At 72.7% G+C, this 17,320-nt stretch carries 13 protein-coding genes; 3 read left to right on the forward strand and 10 right to left on the reverse strand.

What is annotated here, in order from left to right:
• Nucleotides 1-9 precede the first annotated feature (9 nt).
• The gene (locus JQX11_RS01600; RefSeq protein ID WP_232376998.1) at nucleotides 10-1,545 is read right to left on the reverse strand and encodes a ricin-type beta-trefoil lectin domain protein; all 1,536 of its coding nucleotides are present in this window, start codon (nucleotides 1,543-1,545) and stop codon (nucleotides 10-12) included.
• Nucleotides 1,546-1,880: 335 nt separating this feature from the next.
• On the opposite strand from JQX11_RS01600, the gene JQX11_RS33280 reads away from it, so the two are divergent.
• Nucleotides 1,881-3,578, forward strand: a complete 1,698-nt coding sequence (locus JQX11_RS33280) for a tetratricopeptide repeat protein (protein WP_204923119.1) — start codon at nucleotides 1,881-1,883, stop codon at nucleotides 3,576-3,578.
• A 78-nt stretch (nucleotides 3,579-3,656) separates the two neighbouring features.
• Here JQX11_RS33280 and JQX11_RS01610 read toward each other — a convergent pair whose 3' ends face one another.
• From JQX11_RS01610 to JQX11_RS01650, 9 genes are read right to left on the reverse strand one after another with little or no spacing between them, the layout of a single operon-like run.
• Nucleotides 3,657-6,053: an RICIN domain-containing protein gene (locus tag JQX11_RS01610; RefSeq protein WP_204923120.1), complete on the reverse strand. Its 2,397-nt coding sequence runs from the start codon at nucleotides 6,051-6,053 to the stop codon at nucleotides 3,657-3,659.
• A 53-nt stretch (nucleotides 6,054-6,106) separates the two neighbouring features.
• Complete coding sequence (locus JQX11_RS01615; RefSeq protein WP_204923121.1) at nucleotides 6,107-7,090, reverse strand: aldo/keto reductase; 984 nt, start codon at nucleotides 7,088-7,090, stop codon at nucleotides 6,107-6,109.
• The gene (locus tag JQX11_RS01620) at nucleotides 7,087-7,950 is read right to left on the reverse strand and encodes an amidohydrolase family protein (RefSeq protein WP_204923122.1); all 864 of its coding nucleotides are present in this window, start codon (nucleotides 7,948-7,950) and stop codon (nucleotides 7,087-7,089) included. Before JQX11_RS01620 ends, JQX11_RS01615 begins: the two co-directional genes overlap by 4 nt.
• Nucleotides 7,947-8,708 (reverse strand): SDR family NAD(P)-dependent oxidoreductase, encoded by a 762-nt coding sequence (locus JQX11_RS01625; RefSeq protein WP_204923123.1) that lies wholly within the window; start codon nucleotides 8,706-8,708, stop codon nucleotides 7,947-7,949. The genes JQX11_RS01620 and JQX11_RS01625 overlap by 4 nt, the downstream gene beginning before the upstream one ends.
• Nucleotides 8,705-9,733, reverse strand: coding sequence for a zinc-dependent alcohol dehydrogenase (locus JQX11_RS01630; RefSeq protein WP_204923124.1), 1,029 nt, complete (start codon nucleotides 9,731-9,733; stop codon nucleotides 8,705-8,707). The genes JQX11_RS01625 and JQX11_RS01630 overlap by 4 nt, the downstream gene beginning before the upstream one ends.
• A 21-nt stretch (nucleotides 9,734-9,754) precedes the next feature.
• Nucleotides 9,755-10,996: a mandelate racemase/muconate lactonizing enzyme family protein gene (locus JQX11_RS01635; protein WP_204923125.1), complete on the reverse strand. Its 1,242-nt coding sequence runs from the start codon at nucleotides 10,994-10,996 to the stop codon at nucleotides 9,755-9,757.
• A 1-nt stretch (nucleotide 10,997) separates the two neighbouring features.
• A complete protein-coding gene (locus JQX11_RS01640) occupies nucleotides 10,998-11,825 on the reverse strand; it encodes a carbohydrate ABC transporter permease (RefSeq protein WP_204923126.1) in 828 nt (275 codons plus the stop codon).
• Complete coding sequence (locus JQX11_RS01645) at nucleotides 11,825-12,793, reverse strand: carbohydrate ABC transporter permease (RefSeq protein ID WP_204923127.1); 969 nt, start codon at nucleotides 12,791-12,793, stop codon at nucleotides 11,825-11,827. The genes JQX11_RS01640 and JQX11_RS01645 overlap by 1 nt, the downstream gene beginning before the upstream one ends.
• Before the next feature lie 3 nt (nucleotides 12,794-12,796).
• Nucleotides 12,797-14,065, reverse strand: coding sequence for an ABC transporter substrate-binding protein (locus tag JQX11_RS01650; RefSeq protein WP_204923128.1), 1,269 nt, complete (start codon nucleotides 14,063-14,065; stop codon nucleotides 12,797-12,799).
• A gap of 151 nt (nucleotides 14,066-14,216) precedes the next feature.
• On the opposite strand from JQX11_RS01650, the gene JQX11_RS01655 reads away from it, so the two are divergent.
• A complete protein-coding gene (locus JQX11_RS01655; protein WP_232376999.1) occupies nucleotides 14,217-14,981 on the forward strand; it encodes a FadR/GntR family transcriptional regulator in 765 nt (254 codons plus the stop codon).
• Between the two features lie 519 nt (nucleotides 14,982-15,500).
• Nucleotides 15,501-17,306, forward strand: coding sequence for a family 43 glycosylhydrolase (locus JQX11_RS01660; protein WP_372444524.1), 1,806 nt, complete (start codon nucleotides 15,501-15,503; stop codon nucleotides 17,304-17,306).
• The last annotated feature ends 14 nt before the right edge of the window (nucleotides 17,307-17,320 follow it).

Below are 17,320 nucleotides of genomic sequence, written 5' to 3' on the forward strand. Positions count from 1 at the left end.
CCGGGTCGCTCAGCCGCGCCGCCACTTCTGGTTGGCACCGCCGGTGCACTCCCAGATCACCAGCCGGGTCCCGTCGGCGCTGTTCGCCCCCAGCACGTCGACGCACTTGTTGGCCTGCGGGTTGACCAGGTCGCCGGCACCGCTGAGGACGAACTGCTGGGCCGGGTTGCCGCTGCACCGGGCCAGCTGGACGACCGCCCCGTTCGCGGTCGAGCCCCAGGCCACGTCCATGCACAGGCCGAAGGCCCGCACGGTGCCGTCCCCGGCGAACGTCCACCGCTGGGCGGCGGTGCCGTTGCAGGTCCACAGGTGCAGGTACTGGCCGTCGACGCCGTTGGAGCTGGGCACGTCGATGCACTTGCCGGCGTACCCGACGAGCTGGCTGGTCCCGCCACCGCCGGTGGTGGTCAGCGACAGCCCGTACGCGCCGAGGATCTCGTTGACCGGCTGGTAGACGGTGGTGCCACCGGAGTTGCAGTCGCCACCGGCACCCGAGGTGACGCCCTGGGCCTGGTTGCCGGAGATGAACGCGCCGCCGGAGTCACCGGGCTGCGCGCACGCGCTGCTCGCCACCAGGCCGTACACCAGGGAACCGGAGTAGTTGACGGTGACGTCGCGGGCGGTGATCGTGCCGCACCGCCAGCCGGTGGTCCGGCCGGACCGGCAGACCGCGCTGCCCACCGCCGCCTCCGCCGAGCCGACCACCGCCGTCGTGCCACCGTTGTAGGTGTTCACCGTGGGCGTCGACACCCAGGAGGAGTTGGTCTGCACCCAGGCGTAGTCGTTGCTCGGGAAGGACGAGCCCCGGAAGGTGCCCTGGGCGACGCCGCTGCCGCTGGTGGTGCTGCCCGTCGCGCCGCAGTGCCCGGCGGTGACGAACCCGCCGGCGACGGCGAAGCCGACCGAGCAGAGCACGTTGTTGTTGATGACGTACTGGTCGCCGCCGCGGATGTCGTAGACCGGGCGGTACGGCTGCGCGGGCACCGCCCGGGTCACCTCGGCCGTGCCGGTGTCCCGGGTGAACGCGCGGGCCGCGGCGGTGTCGGCGGCCTGGACCACCACGCTGTTGCTCGCCGGGTCGACGTACCAGGAGTGCACGCCCGGCCCGGCGCGGCCGGCGGCCCGGTCGAGGGTGGCCCGGGCCCGGTCCAGGTCGGCCAGGCTCCACCGGACCGGCTGCGGGTGCGCCCCGGCGCGGCGGACCCGGGCGGCGTCGGCGGCCGTGGTCACCCCGACCACCAGGGCGTCGCCGTCGGCCGCGATCCACGCGCCGCCGTAGCGCGTGCCCAGGTCGGCGCGCAGTCGCCGCTCGGTCGCCGGCGCACCGGCCTCGACGACGGTACGGCGGTCGAGTTGCGCGTCGGTCAGGCCGAGGTCGCGGCGCAGCGCGGCCCGCTGGTCGGCGGGCAGGCCGGCGGAACGGTCGACGGCGGACGGCACGGCCGGCGCGGGTGGCGCGACGGCCGGCGCGGCCCCGGCGGGTGCGGCGGCCAGCGCCCCGACCAGCGTCGCGGCGGCGAGGGTGGCGCCCAGGTGACGGATCATGTTCGGCATCCTCCAGGGGGTCTCGGAGTCGTGAGAGCGCTCTCAGACAACAAGCCTTACTAATTGACCGGCATCTGTCAATGCGCTCACCGTCCCGCCCGACCACCCCGGGATCGGGTTCACGAGCACCCTTCGCATTTCCGAAGATCGGCACTAGGCTCTGCGCAGTCCGGAGTGGACGACCACGGAGGTGCCCATGAAGAAGATGACCGTCCGTCGTACGAGTGCACTGCGTCTGGTGTCCGGCGCCCGCCGGCTCTGGATCGAGTGGTGCTGGTAACTGCCGGCCCGGCGGGCGCCCCCGGGCGCCCGCCCTCGGCGACACCGGACCATCCGTGACCGACGAGCCACCCCCCTACGACTGCCACCGCGACCTCGGGCCGTACGCCGGGGTCGCCGACCTGCTCCAGCGGATCGCCGTCGACCGCCCCCGGCTGGCCGCCCGGCACCGGACCGAACTGCGGGCCGTCGCGCCCCGGCTCGACCCGACGGCCCGCGCCGCCGCCGACGAGGCGCCGATCCGGTTCCACCCCGCCCGACGCACCGCCGCCCTGGCCTACGGCGCGACGGAGTTCGTGGCGGCCTGGGCGGGCACCCTGCGCCGCCCGGTCACGCTCCGGTTCGTCCACGTCGGCGCGGCCGACGAGACCACCCGCGAGCTGCTGGACGCGCTCGCCGGCCGGCTCGGGGCGTACCCGGTGCGGCTGGAGCTGTGCGACGACGGGCCGGCCCGGCCAGCGGTCGACCCGAGCCCGGCGGCCCTGCGCACCGCCCTCGGCGAGAGCCTGGCCGCCGGCTTCTACCACCACGCGGCCCGCACCGCCCGGCACGGACGCACCCTGGTCACCCCGCACGACGACCTGCGGCACTGGTGGTCGTTCACCACCGGCCTGGCCACCGCCCTGGCGGCGCTGGACCGGGCCACCGAAGCGCTCGACCTCTACCACGAGACCCGGAGCGTCACCGACGATCCGAAGATCACCATGTCGGCCGCGTACGCCACCGCCATGCTGTACGCGCGCCACCTGCCCGCCGACGCGCAGGACCCGGCGCGGGCGCGGCACTGGCTGGCGCAGGCGCTCCGGCTCGCCCGCACGGTGCCCGACGCGCGGCGGCGGGTGCTGTCGACCGTCTTCTACGAGCAGGGCGTGGCCCTGCTGGACAGCCGGGCGGGCGAACCGGAACGGGCGCTGCGCCTGATCGACGACGGGCTGGCCCGGCTGACGGCGGTGCTCGCCCCGGGCGAACGACCGCAGGACGTGGCCCGGCTGCGGCACAACCGGGCCCAGGTCCACCTGGCGCTGGGCGACCCGGAACGGGCCCTGGCCGAACTCGACACGGTGATCGGTCACGACCCCGACAACTGCGAGTACTACGTGGACCGGGCCGCACTGCACCGGGCCGCCGGACGGCGCAGGGCCGCGATCCGGGACTACGGCAGCGCGATCCGGCTCGGCCCGCACCTGCCGGAGGCGTACTACAACCGGGCGGTGCTGCACCAGGAACGGGGCCGCACCGGGCGGGCCCGCGACGACCTGGACCGGGTGCTCGCCATCGAGCCGGGGCACCTCGACGCCCGGATCGCCCTGGTCAACCTGCACCTCGGCCGGGGTGCGCTCGACGCCGCCGAGGCGGGGGCGCGGGCCGGGCTGACGCGGGACCCGGACGAGCCGGCCCTGCTGTGCACCCTCGGGCTGATCCGCTCCGAGCGCGGTGACCCCGCCGGGGCCGAGGAGTTGTTCAGCCGGGCGTTGGCCGGCGATCCGGAGCTGGTCGAGGCGTGGACGAACCGGGCCGCCGTCCGGTTCGACCGGGGTGCGGTGACCGACGCCGTGGCCGACCTGGACCGGGCCGTCGCGCTGTCGGCGGCACCGGTGCCCCGCTACAACCGGGGCACCGCACTGGTCCGACTCGGCCGCTGGGATGACGCCGCCCGGGATTTCACCGCCGCGCTCGCCGCGCCCGACCTGGACCGGTCACTGCGCCGCGAGCTGCGGGCCGCACTCGCCCGCTGCCGCCGGCACACCTCCTGACCCGCCGCGCCGCGCGGCGGCGAACCCGGGCGGCGACGTCGGGGTGCGCGCGGCCCGCGCACCCCGACGGTCGAGCGGTCAGCTGCGCAGGCTCCACTGCTGGTTGGTGCCGCCGTTGCAGGCCCAGAGGATCAGCTTGGTGCCGTTGGCCGTACCGGCGCCGTTGGCGTCCAGGCACAGGCCGGACTGCGCGCCGGTGATCGTGCCGTTGGCGTTGACGTTCCACTGCTGGTTGGTCTGCCCGTTGCAGTCCCAGATCACCACCTGGGTGCCGTTGCTGGTGCCCTGCCCGGAGGCGTCCAGGCACTTGGTGCCGTAGACCATGAGCTGCCGGCCGGTGGTCTGGGTGAACCGCTGGTTGGCCGCGCCGGTGCAGTCCCAGAGCTGGGCCTGGGTGCCGTTGGTCGTGCTGGAACCGCCGATCTCGGCGCACCGACCGGACTGCCCGCCGACGATCTGCACGCCCTGCGCCGGCGGATTGCTCGTGCCCTGCACGCCCGCGTTGGCGATGACGGTCTGCGCGCCCGAGGGCCAGTTGTTGTTGCTGACCACCGTGTTGTTGTTGACCACGTTGCCCCGGTCACCGTTGGTCACGTTGGTGCTGTTGTTGGTCGACCAGTTGTTGGTGACGGTGAAGTTGCCCATGTTCTCGGCGTACCAGTAGTTGGCGGTGGCCCAGGTGCCGGTGCTGGCGAACACGTTGCTGCGGGCGGTGTAGTAACGGGAGCCCTCGTCGAAGTAGAGCCCGAACCAGCCGTTGGTCCGCAGGCAGTGGTTCTCGGTGATGCTGCCGCCCGGGTTGGCCGACAGCGTGTAGATGCAGCCGCCGTCGGTCATCTGCTGCATCACGTCGTGCACGTAGTTGCCGACGACCTGGTTGTTGGCCGCGGTGGTGGCCGTCGAGTAGCGCGGCTGGTAGTTGTACAGCCCACGGTTGGCGTAGTGGTTGCTGCCGCCCGCGTCGTTGGCGCCCCAGCCGTACCCGACCGACAGCCCGGTGTACGGCATGTTGTAGACCTCGTTGTGCGACACCAGCGAGGTGTTGACGTACGTGGTCAGGATCGACACCACGCCCCGGTACTCCAGACCGAGGTCGTGCACCCGGTTGTTGCTGATGGTGATGTTCCGGTTGACCATCCGCTGGTCGCCCGGGTGGTGGGCGTCGGCGCGTACCCCGCCGACCACCACGCCGCCGGCCGAGCTGCGGGCGATCTCGGAACGGGTGACGGTGATGTTGCTGGCCCCCAGGCCGACCCCGCTGGCGTGCGCGTTGGCGTCGTTGCCGATGCCGATGGCGGTCTGCCCGAGGTTGACGAACTGGGAGTCGCTGAAGGTGATGGTGTTGGCGGCGGAGACCTGCACGGCGGCCGGCATCTGGTTCCAGTTCGGCCGGGTCGCCTCGAACAGCGGGCAGCCCTCCTGGCAGGAGGTCAGCGCGTCGGCCGGACGGGCCCAGGTGCCGGTGATGTGCGCGCCGGTCTGCTGGTCGGCGAAGCCGTTGCTGCTGCTCGGGCCGAGCCAGCTCGTGCCGGTGAAGGTGATCCCGCTGAACGCGATGTGGTGCGCCGGGGCGTCGTACGTGCCGCCCACGTTGACCAGGGACTGCAACTGCGGCAGCTCCACGCTGACGCTGTTCATGTTCTGCCCGGCCAGCGGGATGTAGTTGAGCTGCCCACTGCCCGGGTTCAGGTACCACTCCCCCGGGCTGTCCAGGAACTCGTACGCGTTGGCCAGGTAGAACGGGCCGGCCCGGTGCGGCTTGGAGAGGGTGTCGAAGCCGAAGGTGTTGTTGTTCCAGGCCGGCTGCTGCATCGTGAGGAAGTTCCCGCTGATGCTCTGCACCGGGGAGTACCGGTCGGTGAACGAGCCGACGCTCTCCACCTCGACCCGGTTCTGGTTGCCCAGGTTGTTGAGGTAGCTCAACGCGCCGTTGCTGAACCGCATGCCGCTGGTGGTGAACGTGAAGTCGGCCCGGTTGACGGCGGTGCGGGCCCGGGTGGCGACCGCGCCGTTGACGTAGAGCTGCCGGCTGTCGAGCCCGGCGGGCACGTTCGCCCGCCAGATGTTCTTCCCGGCGTCGACCTGCGACCAGCCGGTGACGGCGCGCGCCCCGCTGATCTGCGGCCGGGCCGACGCGGCGGCCCGCCAGGTCACGGTGTATCCGTTGGTGCCGGAGTCGGCGGCGGTGAACCGCAGCGGCGCGGCCAGCCGGTAGACGCCGTCGGCCAGCTCGACGACGATGTCGCCGGACATCCCGGCGGTGCGGGACCGGACCGCGTTCTGCGCCTCGGTCAGCGCGCAGGGCTGGCTGGTGGAGCAGGCGGTGCCGCTGCCGGCGGGGGACGCGTAGAGGGTGGTGGTGGCGGCGAGGGCGGGACCGGCCGGGGCGAGCACGGCGACCGTGGCGGCGAGCGCCGTGGCGGCCAGGCCGGCCAGCACCGGCCCGCGCCGGGCGGGTGGTGTCGGGACGGACACGGGTGGGACTCCAATCGTGGTGGGGTGGTGGGGTGCCCGGCGTCGCGGTGAAATCATGCGGCGGCCGGGGTGAGCAGCCCGACGTCCCGCAGCGCCGGCCACAGCGCCGCCGGGACGTCGGCGTCCGCGCGGGTCAGCGTCTGCGTGACCTGCGCGCGGTTACGCAGGCCGACGACCGTCGAGACGACCGCCGGATGGGAGCGGACGAAGGCGAGCGCCGCCTGCGGCAGGGTGACGCCGTACGCCTGGCAGACGTCGGCGATCCGGTGGGCCCGGTCGATCAGCTCCGGTGGGGCCTGCTGGTAGTTGTAGGTGGCGTCGGCCGGGGGCCGGTCCTGCGACAGCAGTCCGGAGTTGTAGACCCCGGCGACCACCACGCCGACGCCCCGGCGCTCGGCGGCGGGTAGCAGGTCGGCCAGCGCCCCCTGTTCCAGCAGCGTGTACCGGCCGGCGCACATCACCACGTCGACGTCGGTCTCCTCGACGAACCGGGTGAGCAGGTGGGACTGGTTCATGCCGGCCCCGATGGCCCCCACCACGCCCTGGTCGCGCAGCTCCACCAGGGCGGGCACCGCCTCGGCGGCGGCCTGTTCCCAGTGGTCGTCGGGGTCGTGCAGGTAGACGACGTCCACCCGGTCCAGGCCGGTGCGGGCCAGGCTGGACTCCAGCGAGCGGAGCACGCCGTCGCGGCTGAAGTCCCAGACCCGCCGGTGGTCGGCGGGCACGTCGAAGCCTTCCGGGTCGCGCCGGTGCGCGTCCTGCGGCGACGGTACGAGCAACCGGCCGACCTTCGTCGACACCACGTACTCGTCGCGTGGCCGGGTACGCAGCGCCGCGCCGATGCGCCGTTCGGACAGTCCGAGCCCGTAGTGCGGCGCGGTGTCGAAGTAGCGCAGGCCACCCGCCCAGGCGGAGTCGACGGCGGCGGCGAACTCCTCGTCGGTGGTGGCCCGGTAGAGGTTGCCGGCCTGTGCCGCGCCGAATCCCAGCCCGGTGAGGCGTACCGAGGGCCGCCGTGGCAGCGGACGGGCCCTCACGACGACTCCGGTCGGTAGACCCGGCGGGCGGTGTGCCGCCAGATCGCCGCCCGCTCGTCGTCACCGAGCGGGTCGAGCAGCTCCGCCAGCGTGTCGACCCACCTGTCGTACGTGCTGGCGAGCAGGCAGACCGGCCAGTCGGAGCCGAACATCAGCCGGTCCGGGCCGAACGCGTCGAGGGCGTGTTCGACGGCCGGGCGCAGGTCCTGCGGTGTCCAGGGTGCCCGGTGCACCTCGGTGACCAGGCCGGAGAGCTTCGCCGTGGTGTTGGCCGGGGCGGCCAGGGCGCGCAGGTCGCGGGCCCAGTCGTCGAGGTCCGTCCCGCCGAGGGCGGGCTTGCCGAGATGGTCCAGGACGAACCGCACCTCGGGCAGGTCGCGGGCCAGCCGGCCGGCCGCGCCCAGGTGGTGCTGCCGGACCAGCAGGTCGAAGGCGAGACCGGCGGCACCCACCGCGGTGATCCCCCGCCGCACGTCGGCCCGGTCGAGGAACCCCGGGTCGGGCTCGTCCTGCACGCTGTAGCGGACGCCGACCAGCAGGTGGCCGCCGCGGGCCGCCCGCAGCCGGGCCAGCCGGTCGGCGACGTCGGGCGTCGTGACGTCCAGCCAGCCGACGACCCCCCGGACGAGCGGGTGGTCGGCGGCGATGCCGAGCAGGTCCACCGTCTCGGCCTCGGTGGAGTTGGCCTGCACCAGCACGGTCTCGGTGACCCCGGCGGCGCGGGTGACCCGGGCCAGGTCGTCCGGGGTGAAGTCGGCGTCGATGGCGGCCATGGTGGCCGGGTCGATCCAGGGCTGCGGGTGCCGGGCCCGCACCCAGAGGTGGTGGTGGGCGTCGACGGTGCCCGGTGGCGCGCTCATCGGCCCAACCACCCGCCGTCGACGGGCAGGACGATGCCGTTGACGTAGTCCGAGGCCGGGGCGGCCAGGAACACCGTCGCGCCGGCGAGGTCGGTGGCGTCCCCCCACCGGCCGGCCGGGATGCGGGTCAGGATGGCCCGGTCGCGTTCCGGGTCCTCGCGTAGCGCCCGGGTGTTGTCGGTGGCGATGTAGCCGGGGGCGATGGCGTTGACGTTGACCCCGTGCGCCGCCCACTCGTTGGACAGCGCCCTGGTCAGCCCGGCGAGGCCGGACTTCGCGGCGGCGTAGCCGGGGACGGTGATGCCGCCCTGGAAGCTGAGCAGCGACGCGGTGAAGATGATCTTTCCCCGGCCCCGGGCCACCATCTCCCGGCCGATCTCCCGACTCAGCACGAACTGGCTGGTCAGGTTCACCTCGATGACGTGGTCCCACATCTCGTCGGGGTGCTCCGCGGCCGGGGTGCGGGCGATCGTGCCGCCGTTGTTGACCAGGATGTCGACCGGGCCGAGGTCGTGCAGGTCGGCGACGAGCCGGCGGACCGCGGCCCGGTCGGCCAGGTCGGTACGCAGCGCGGTGAACGAGCGGCCCGCCGCGCGTACCCGCTGCTCCACCTCGCTGCCGGTGGCCTCCATGGTCGCCGAGACGCCGACGACGTCGGCCCCGGCGACGGCCAGCGCCTCGGCCATGGCCAGCCCGATGCCCCGACGCGCGCCGGTCACCACGGCCGTGCGGCCGGAGAGGTCGAACAGGGCGTTCACCGGTCGGCCTCCCGCCAGTCGAGCAGCACCTTCAGCACGCCGCCGCCCTCCTCCAGGGCGGTGAACGCCGACGCCGCCGCCTCGACGGGCACCACCCGGGAGATGAGCTGCCCGGCCGGCACCACACCGGAGGCAACCAGCCGGACCGCCTCCACCATGTCCTCGCGCTGGTAGAGCCGCGCGCCGAGCAGCTCCAGCTCGCGCCAGAAGACCCGGTGCAGGTTCACCGGCCGGGGCTGCGGATGGATCGCCACCATGACCAGCCGGCCCCGGGTGGTCAGCACGTCGACGGCGGTGCCGACCCCGGCGGCGGACCCGGACACCTCGAAGGCCACGTCCGCACCCGCCCCGTCGGTACGCTCGTCGACCAGCGCCACCACGTCGGTGTCGGCCGGGTCGACCGCGTCGATCCCGATCCCGGCGGCCACCGACCGGCGGAACGGGTCCGGTTCGACGAGCAGGACCCGCGCGCCCCGGTGCCGGGCGACGGTGGCGACGAGCACGCCGATCGGCCCACCGCCGACGACCACCACCTGGTCGGCGTCGGTCACCCGGCCCCGCCGCACGTCGTGCACGGCCACCGCGACCGGTTCGACCAGGGCGGCCCGGTCCAGGGGCAGGTCGTCGGGGAGCGGCACCACCAGGTCGGCCGGGACGGTCCAGGAGGACTGCATCGCGCCCGGCGAGTCCACGCCGAGGAAGTCCATCGCGTGGCAGACGTGCGCGTTGCCCCGCCGGCAGGCGGCGCACCGGCCGCAGAACCGGGTCGGCATCACGGTGACCGGCTGGCCCACGGCGTAGCCGGTGACGCCCTCACCCACCTCGGCCACCCGGCCGGACATCTCGTGCCCGATCACCGCCGGCGGGCCCACCCGGGCGTCCATGTCCCCGTGGTAGACGTGCAGGTCGGTGCCGCAGATCCCGGTGTAGGCCACCGCTATCCGCAGCTGGTCCGGCCCCGGTGGCTCCGGCGCACGCCGCTGCACCTCCAGGTGCCGGGCGCTGCGGTAGACCACTGCCTTCATACGTGCTCCCTCGCGGTCGGGTCAGTGCGGGACGGCGGACGGCAGGCCGTCGTGGTGGTGGTGCGTCGGGGCCCCGGGCGGCGGGGTGACGTACCGGCCCGCCGGGGTGACGGCCGGGTCGGCCACGGCCAGCAGCCGGCGGCCGGCCCGTTCCGGCCGTACGTTGGGACCGTCCGGCGTCGGCACGTCGGAGCGGCGCGGATACCTGCCGATCTCCTCCTCGCAGACCGTGACGCCCAGCCCCGGGGTGTCGCCGAGAACGAACGCGCCGTCCTCGACGTGCAGGTCGCGGGTGATCCCGACCGGCGGGTGGAGGTCCTGCAACTCGCTGACCATGTGGTTGGGCACCGACGTGGCAGCGTGCAGCAGGCCGACGGGGTGGTTGCCGATCGGGCTGACCGGCAGGTCGTAGGCGTGCGCCAGGGCGGACACCCGCAGGAAGTGGGTGATCCCCCACACCGCGGCCATCTGCACGACGTCGACCGCCGCCGCGGCGATCAGCGGCCGGTACTGCTCCAGGCCGGTGAGATTCTCCCCGGTGGCCACCGACGCCCGGATCCCGCGTCCGACGACGGCCAGGCCCTCGGCGTCCCACCGGCGGACGGGTTCCTCGATCCAGACGAGGTCGAGGGTGCGTTCGAGTTCGCCCACGTGCCGCACGGCCTGCTTGCGGGTCCACGCCTCGTTCACGTCGAGCATCAGCCCGGGCCGCTGGCCCCGACCGGCCTCGGTCAGCACGTCGCGGACCACGTGCAGCCGGTGCCGGTCGCGCTCGATGTCGAGGCCGCCCTTGAGCTTCGCGGCCCGCAGCCCGTGCCGGGCGTAGACCGTGTACGCGGCGGCGAGCGCGTCGTCGTCGAGGCCGATGTCCAGGCCGGAGGCGTAGGCGGGCACCCGCCGGTCGCGCCCGCCGAGCAGCCGCCACAGGGGTTGCCCCGCCGCCTGGGCCTTGATGTCCCACAGCGCGGTGTCCAGCGCCCCGATGGTGCCGAACACCGAGCCGGCGTGGCCCGCCTTGAAGGTCTGCCGCAGCATCCGGTCGTAGAGGGTGGTCACCGCGCGGGGGTCCTCCCCGTCGATCGCGGCGAAGATCCGTTCGAGGTCGGTGTGCGGTCCGAGGCCGACGCCGGTGATGCCCTCGTCGGTGTCGACCAGGATGATCGGCACGGCGGTCACCCCGTCGGCGAACACGCCGTTGGCGTCGCCGACGGGCCGCCCCCACTCCTGCACGGTGGTCAGGGTCCGGTATCCGGTGATCCGCATGTCAGCCCTTCGTGGCGCCGGCGGCGACACCGTCGGCGATCTGACGCTGGAGGAAGAGGTAGATCACCAGGACGGGTACCGCGGCGATCAGCACCCCGGAGGCGAAGGTGGGGATGTCGTCGGAGTACTGGCCGCGCAGCGAGGTCACCCCGACCATCAGCGTGCGGTGCTCGGCCGAGGGCATCAGCAGCAGCGCGATCAGCACGTCGTTCCAGCAGAACAGGGCGTCGAGGATGCCGACCGACAGCAGCGCCGGGGTGCCCAGCGGCAGCATGATCCGCCGGTAGACCCCGTAGACGCTGTTGCCGTCGATCCGGGCCGCGTCGATGATCTCGGTCGGGATGGTCTTGTAGTAGCTGGTCATCAGGAAGATCGTGAACGGCAGGAACTGCGCCACGTAGGCCAGCACGAGCCCCGGGTAGGTGTCGACCAGGCCGGCGTCCGCCATGACCCGGGCCAGCGGCACCATGATCACCTGGAACGGCACGAACAGCGCCGCGAGGCAGCACAGGAAGAGCACCGACGAGCCCCGGAACCGTAGCTGGCTCAACGCGAAACCGGCCATCGAGCCGAACAGCAGCAGCAGGAGCACCGAGGCCGTCACCACGCCCACCGAGTTGGCCAGGTAGCGGGCCATCCCCACGCTGTTCCACGCCGCGCCGATGTTCTCGAAGCGTAGGGCGTCGGCCAGGGAGAACCGGTCGAGGACGTACTCGCGGCGGGTCTTCATGGCCACGTTGAGGGTGAACGCCAGGGGGTAGACGGTCGCCAGGGCCAGGACGGCCATCGGGAGGGCGAGCAGCCACCGCCCCCACCGCAGGTGGGACATCACGCCTCCCTCACCGCCCGCCGGAGCAGGCTGATCTGCAACAGCCCCACCACGAGCATGATGAGGAAGAGCACCGTCGAGGCGGCCGAGGCGAGCGCCGGCCGGTTCAGCTGCCCCTGCTGGATCCAGATGTAGTACTCCGGCAGGTAGGTGGAGCCCTCCGGGCCACCGCTGGTCATCACGTAGAGCAGGCCGAACATGGAGGTCAGCATCCCGATCATGGTGGTGACGACGACGAACTGGATGGTGCGGGAGAGGCTGGGCACGATCACGTGCCGGATGGTCTGGGGCAGTGACGCGCCGTCCACCCGGGCGGCGTCCAGCAGGGAGGCGTCCAGGGTGGCGAAGCCGGCGAGGAACACCACCAGCGCCATCCCGAAGGTCGCCCAGACGTGCACCCCGACCACCACGAACATGGCCACGTCCGGGTCGCCCAGCCAGTCCACCGGCCCGAGGCCGACCCCGCCGAGCAGGGCGTTGAGCGGGCCGTCGAAGGCGAGCAGGAGGTTGAAGATGGCCCCGACGATGACCGGGGACAGCACGGCCGGGAAGAAGTAGACGCTGCGGTACAGCCGGTGCCCGGGGACCCGCAGGTAGATGAAGGTGGCCAGCAGGCCGGGGATCGCCACCGCCACCGGCAGCAGCAGCACGAGCAGCCCGACGTTGCGCAGCGCGCCCAGGAACAGCGGATCCCCGAACAGCTCCCGGTAGTTGTCCAGCCCCACCGCCAGCCCGTCGCGGTCGCCGTCGCCGGTGAAGGAGAAGTTGACCCCGAGCAGCAGCGGCCAGAACCGCAGCAGCAGCAGGATCAGCAGGGCCGGGGCCAGCAGCACGTACGGGGCGAGGCGCTCGGCGCGCCGGCCGCCGCGACCGCGACGCGGGGTGACCCGCGCCCCCGACCCGACCCGTCGCGGCGGGCCGGCGGCTGCGGCCGGGCGGACCGCCGGCGTCGCCTCGTCGACCGGCACGGCTCAGCCGGCCTGGTCGGAGGCGGCCAGCTGCTTCACCGCCTCGTCGACGGTGATCGAGCCACTGAGCAGCTGCTGGGAGAGCCGGCCCATCAGGTCGAGCGTCTTCGAGGACAGCGCCACGTGCAGGGCGGGCTTGCCGGCCTTGAGGTCGGCGACGATGGTGCCCACCGCCGGGCCGCCCTGGGACACGTCGATGGTGGTGTCGGCGGCGATCGCCCCGGCGTCGGCGTAGAACGACTTCAGCGCGTCGGTCGAGGTCAGCGAGCGCACCAGGTCGGCGGCGACCTTCGGGTCCTTCGTCCACTTGGCGACGCCGTACCCGATGCCGCCGTCGAAGGGCAGGTTCGGGGTGGCGCCGGGCTCGACGACCGGGGCGCGCATCACGCCCAGCTTCTCGGCCGGAACGAACTCGCTGAAGTCCTTCCAGTGCCCCACGTCCGACATCAGGCCGATGACGTGGGCCGCCTTCGCGGACTGGAAGATCGCGAAAGCGTCGTTGAACATGGCCGTCGAGTTCGCCCCGTCGCTGTTCAGCTTCGCGTCCTGGGTCTCCTTCCAGAGCGCGAAGATCCGCTTGACGTGGGGGGAGGTCCAGTCCCGCTTGCCGGCGATCCAGGCGTCCTGCTCCTGCGGGGTGAGCACGCCGGTGCCGAAGGCGGAGAGGAAGAACTGGATGCCGAAGCCCTCCTTGTTGCCCAGGGCCAGGCACTTCGCGCCGGTCCGCTGGGTGAGCGTGGCGCAGTTGGCGACGAACTCCGGCCAGGTGGTGGCGGGCTTGGCCGGGTCGAGGCCGGCCTTGTCGTAGAGGGTCCGGTTGTAGTAGATCGGGTGGCCCTGCAACGTGACCGGGCCGGCGTAGGTCTTGCCGTCCTTGCTGAACGCCTCCCAGCCGGTGAGCCGCTGCCGGTCCTCGGCCAGGTATTCGTCGAGGGGCAGCAGCGCGTCGGCCCGGTCCCGGATCTGGCCGCCCCCGTTGAACAGGATCACGTCCGGGCCCTTGCCGGCCTGGATCGCCGTGCCCAGCAGCGTGTAGTACTGCTCGAAGGGCTGGGCGACGAACTCGACGGTGACGCCGGGGTGCTTGCGGGCGAAGTCGGCCTTCGCCTTCTGCAGGTACGCGGCGGCGGAGGCCTCGCCCGACTTCCAGTCCCAGACGACCAGCTTCCCGGCCGCCCCGCCTGACGGGGAACGCGTCCCGCCGGCACTCCCGCAGCCGGCCAGCGCCAGCGTCGCGACGAGGACGGCCGACCACACTGCTCGCTGCTTCATCGCTGCTCACCTTCGAACTCGGTCGATTGCGCTGATCGAGACGCATGAATTGACGAAAAAGTAACTCGTATGACGTATGACGTCAACAGTGGGACGTAGAATTCGCGGCAGTCAGGTCGTGGCGCGGTCCGCGGGAGTCACTGGAGGGGACATGACGGCACGAGAGGTCACCCTGAACGCGTCGGCGCCGCCGAGTTGGGCACGGCGACCGGCCAACCTCGCCACGGCGGTCACCGCGGAACTGGTGGAACGCATCGTACGCGGAGTTCACCCGCCCGGCGCCCCACTGCCGCCCGAGCCGGCGCTGTGCGAGGCGTTCTCGGTCAGCCGCACGGTCGTCCGGGAGGCGGTGAAGATCCTCCAGGAGAAGGGCCTGGTGCAGGTCCGCCAGGGCAGCGGCACCATCGTCACCCCACCGTCGATGTGGGACATGCTCGACGAACTCGTGCTCGCCGCGACCATCGCCGAGGACGACAGCCTGACCATCCTCGACGACCTGGTGGCCACCCGGCGGGTGCTGGAGTCCGACATGGCCAACGTCGCCGCCCGGCTGGCCGACCGGGACGCCGTCGACCGGCTGCGCGCCCTGGTCGACCGGATGGACGAACTGGTCGACGACCAGGTCGCCTACCACGAGCACGACCGGGCGTTCCACGACGTGATCATGCAGGCGTCCGGCAACCGGATCGCCCGGGGCGTGGTGCGGTCGCTGGAGAGCCAGGTGGTCAACACCGCCCGCTACATGGGCCGGTCCGAGCGGGCGTTGTGCGTGGCGTCCAACCGGGGGCACCGGCGGATCTACGAGCGCATCGCGGCCCACGACCCGGACGGCGCGGCCGAGGCCATGGTCACCCACATCACCGAGGCGTGGCTGGTCCGGCGCGGCGGACCGGACACGGGGCGGCTGGTGCGCTGACCCCCGGCGGCGGGTGGATCATCCGCCGCTCCCGCCCGGTGGAGGGACCCCGATGACGGCCGCGTAACCAACGAACGTCAATGGCTTGCGGGTGTTAACGATAACAAGATACCGTCGGCCGCGGGAGCGAAGGGCACGCCTCCCCCGCTCCACCCCCCGGATCCGGGCGGCGGAGCGGAGTGCGGGCACGGGCGACGTCGGTGGGACACCTCCGGGCACCTCCGTGGACGCTGCGCGCCGCCGGGTCGCATCGACACCTCGACGCGCCCGGATCCCCCGGCGCACGTCGTCCACCGCCACCGTGGGGTCCTGACACGACCGCGCGCCGACCGCGGTGCCGTCCCTGGTCGGCCGGGAGCGCGATCGCCGACCGTGACGCCACACCCGCGTACCCGCACGGCGGGCGGTCCGGACGAGTCCCGACAGCACCGGCTCACCGGCCGGGGCGTCGGCGGAGTCCGGGCAGGCCACCGAGGCGTGACGCCCCACGACACGCATCGCCCACACTGGGAGGTACTGGTGAAACCCGCACTGCCACCGCTGACCCGACTGCGGCGCACGCTCGCCTGGCTGACGGCCCTGCTCCTGGTCTCGACCCTGCTCCCGACCGGCACCGCCAAGGCCGACAACCCCATCGTCCAGCACATCTACACCGCCGACCCGGCCCCGCTGGTGCACAACGGCCGGGTGTACCTCTACACCGGCCACGACGAGGACGGCTCGACCTGGTTCACCATGAAGGAGTGGCGGGTCTGGTCCTCCGCCGACATGGTCAACTGGACCGACCACGGCTCGCCGCTCAACGTCGCCACCTTCAGCTGGGCGAAGGCGGACGCCTGGGCGGGCCAGGTCATCGCCCGCAACGGCAAGTTCTACTGGTACGTGCCGGTGACCGCGAAGTCGACCAACTCGATGGCCATCGGGGTGGCGGTCAGCGACAGCCCCACCGGCCCGTTCCGGGATGCCATCGGCCGCCCGCTGGCGGCCAACGGCGAGATCGACCCGACCGTCTTCATCGACGACGACGGGCAGGCGTACCTCTACTGGGGAAACCCCAACCTGTGGTACGTGAAGCTGAACGCTGACATGATCTCGTACTCCGGCAGTGTCACCAAGATCCCGCTGACCACCGCCGGCTTCGGCACCCGTAACGGCAACGCCACCCGCCCCACCCTCTACGAGGAGGGCCCCTGGGTCTTCAAGCGCAACGGGACCTACTACAACGTCTTCGCCGCCGAGTGCTGCAGCGAGTTCATCGGCTACTCCACGGCGCCCGGCCCCACCGGGCCGTGGACCTACCGGGGCACGGTCATGCCCCGGCAGGGCGGCAGCTTCACCAACCACGCCGGAATCGTCGACTTCAACGGCGGGTCGTACTTCTTCTACCACAACGGCGCGCTGCCCGGCGGTGGCGGCTACACCCGGTCGGTCGCGGTGGAGAAGTTCACCTACGGCACCAACGGCACCATCCCGACGATCAACATGAGCAGCACCGGCGCACCGCAGATCGGCACGCTCAACCCGTACGTGCGGCAGGAGGCCGAGACGATCGCCTGGGGCTCCGGCATCGAGACGGAGGCGTCCAGCGAGGGCGGGATGAACGTCGGCTTCATCGAGAACGGCGACTACATCAAGGTCAAGGGGGTCGGCTTCGGTACCGGTGCGACGTCCTTCAACGCCCGGGTGGCCTCGGCCGGCAGCGGCGGCACCATCGAGGTCCGGCTGGACAGCGCCACCGGCACCCGGGTGGCGAGCTGCTCCGTGCCGGTCACCGGTGGCTGGCAGAACTGGCAGACCGTCTCCTGTCCGGTGTCCGGCGCGACCGGCACCCACGACATGTACCTGCGGTTCACCGGCGGCAGCGGCACCCTGTTCAACGTCAACTGGTGGCAGTTCAGCGGCAGCGGCACCACGCCGACGCCCACCCCGACCACGACGCCCACCACGACGCCCACCGCGACCCCCACCCCCACCCCGACGACCCCGGCCCCGACGACGCCGGCTCCGACGACCCCTTCCGGGACGACCTGCGCGGCCACCAACACCGTGGTCAACACCTGGCAGGGCGGCTTCGAGGGCAAGCTGACCATCACCAACGGGTCCACCCCGATCACCGGCTGGCGGGTGTCGTTCACCCTGCCCAGCGGGCAGACGGTGGCCCAGGCGTGGAACGGCACCCTGACCCAGCAGGGCAACCAGGTGACCGTCACCAACGCCGCCTACAACGGGCAGCTCGGGGCGGGTGGCTCCACCACCGTCGGCTACATCAGCTCGACCACCGGCAGCAACCAGCCACCGACCGACCTGACCTGCACCCCCGCGTGACCGCGTCACGCGGC

The organism is Micromonospora humida (assembly GCF_016901255.1).
GTDB lineage: Bacteria > Actinomycetota > Actinomycetes > Mycobacteriales > Micromonosporaceae > Micromonospora > Micromonospora wenchangensis.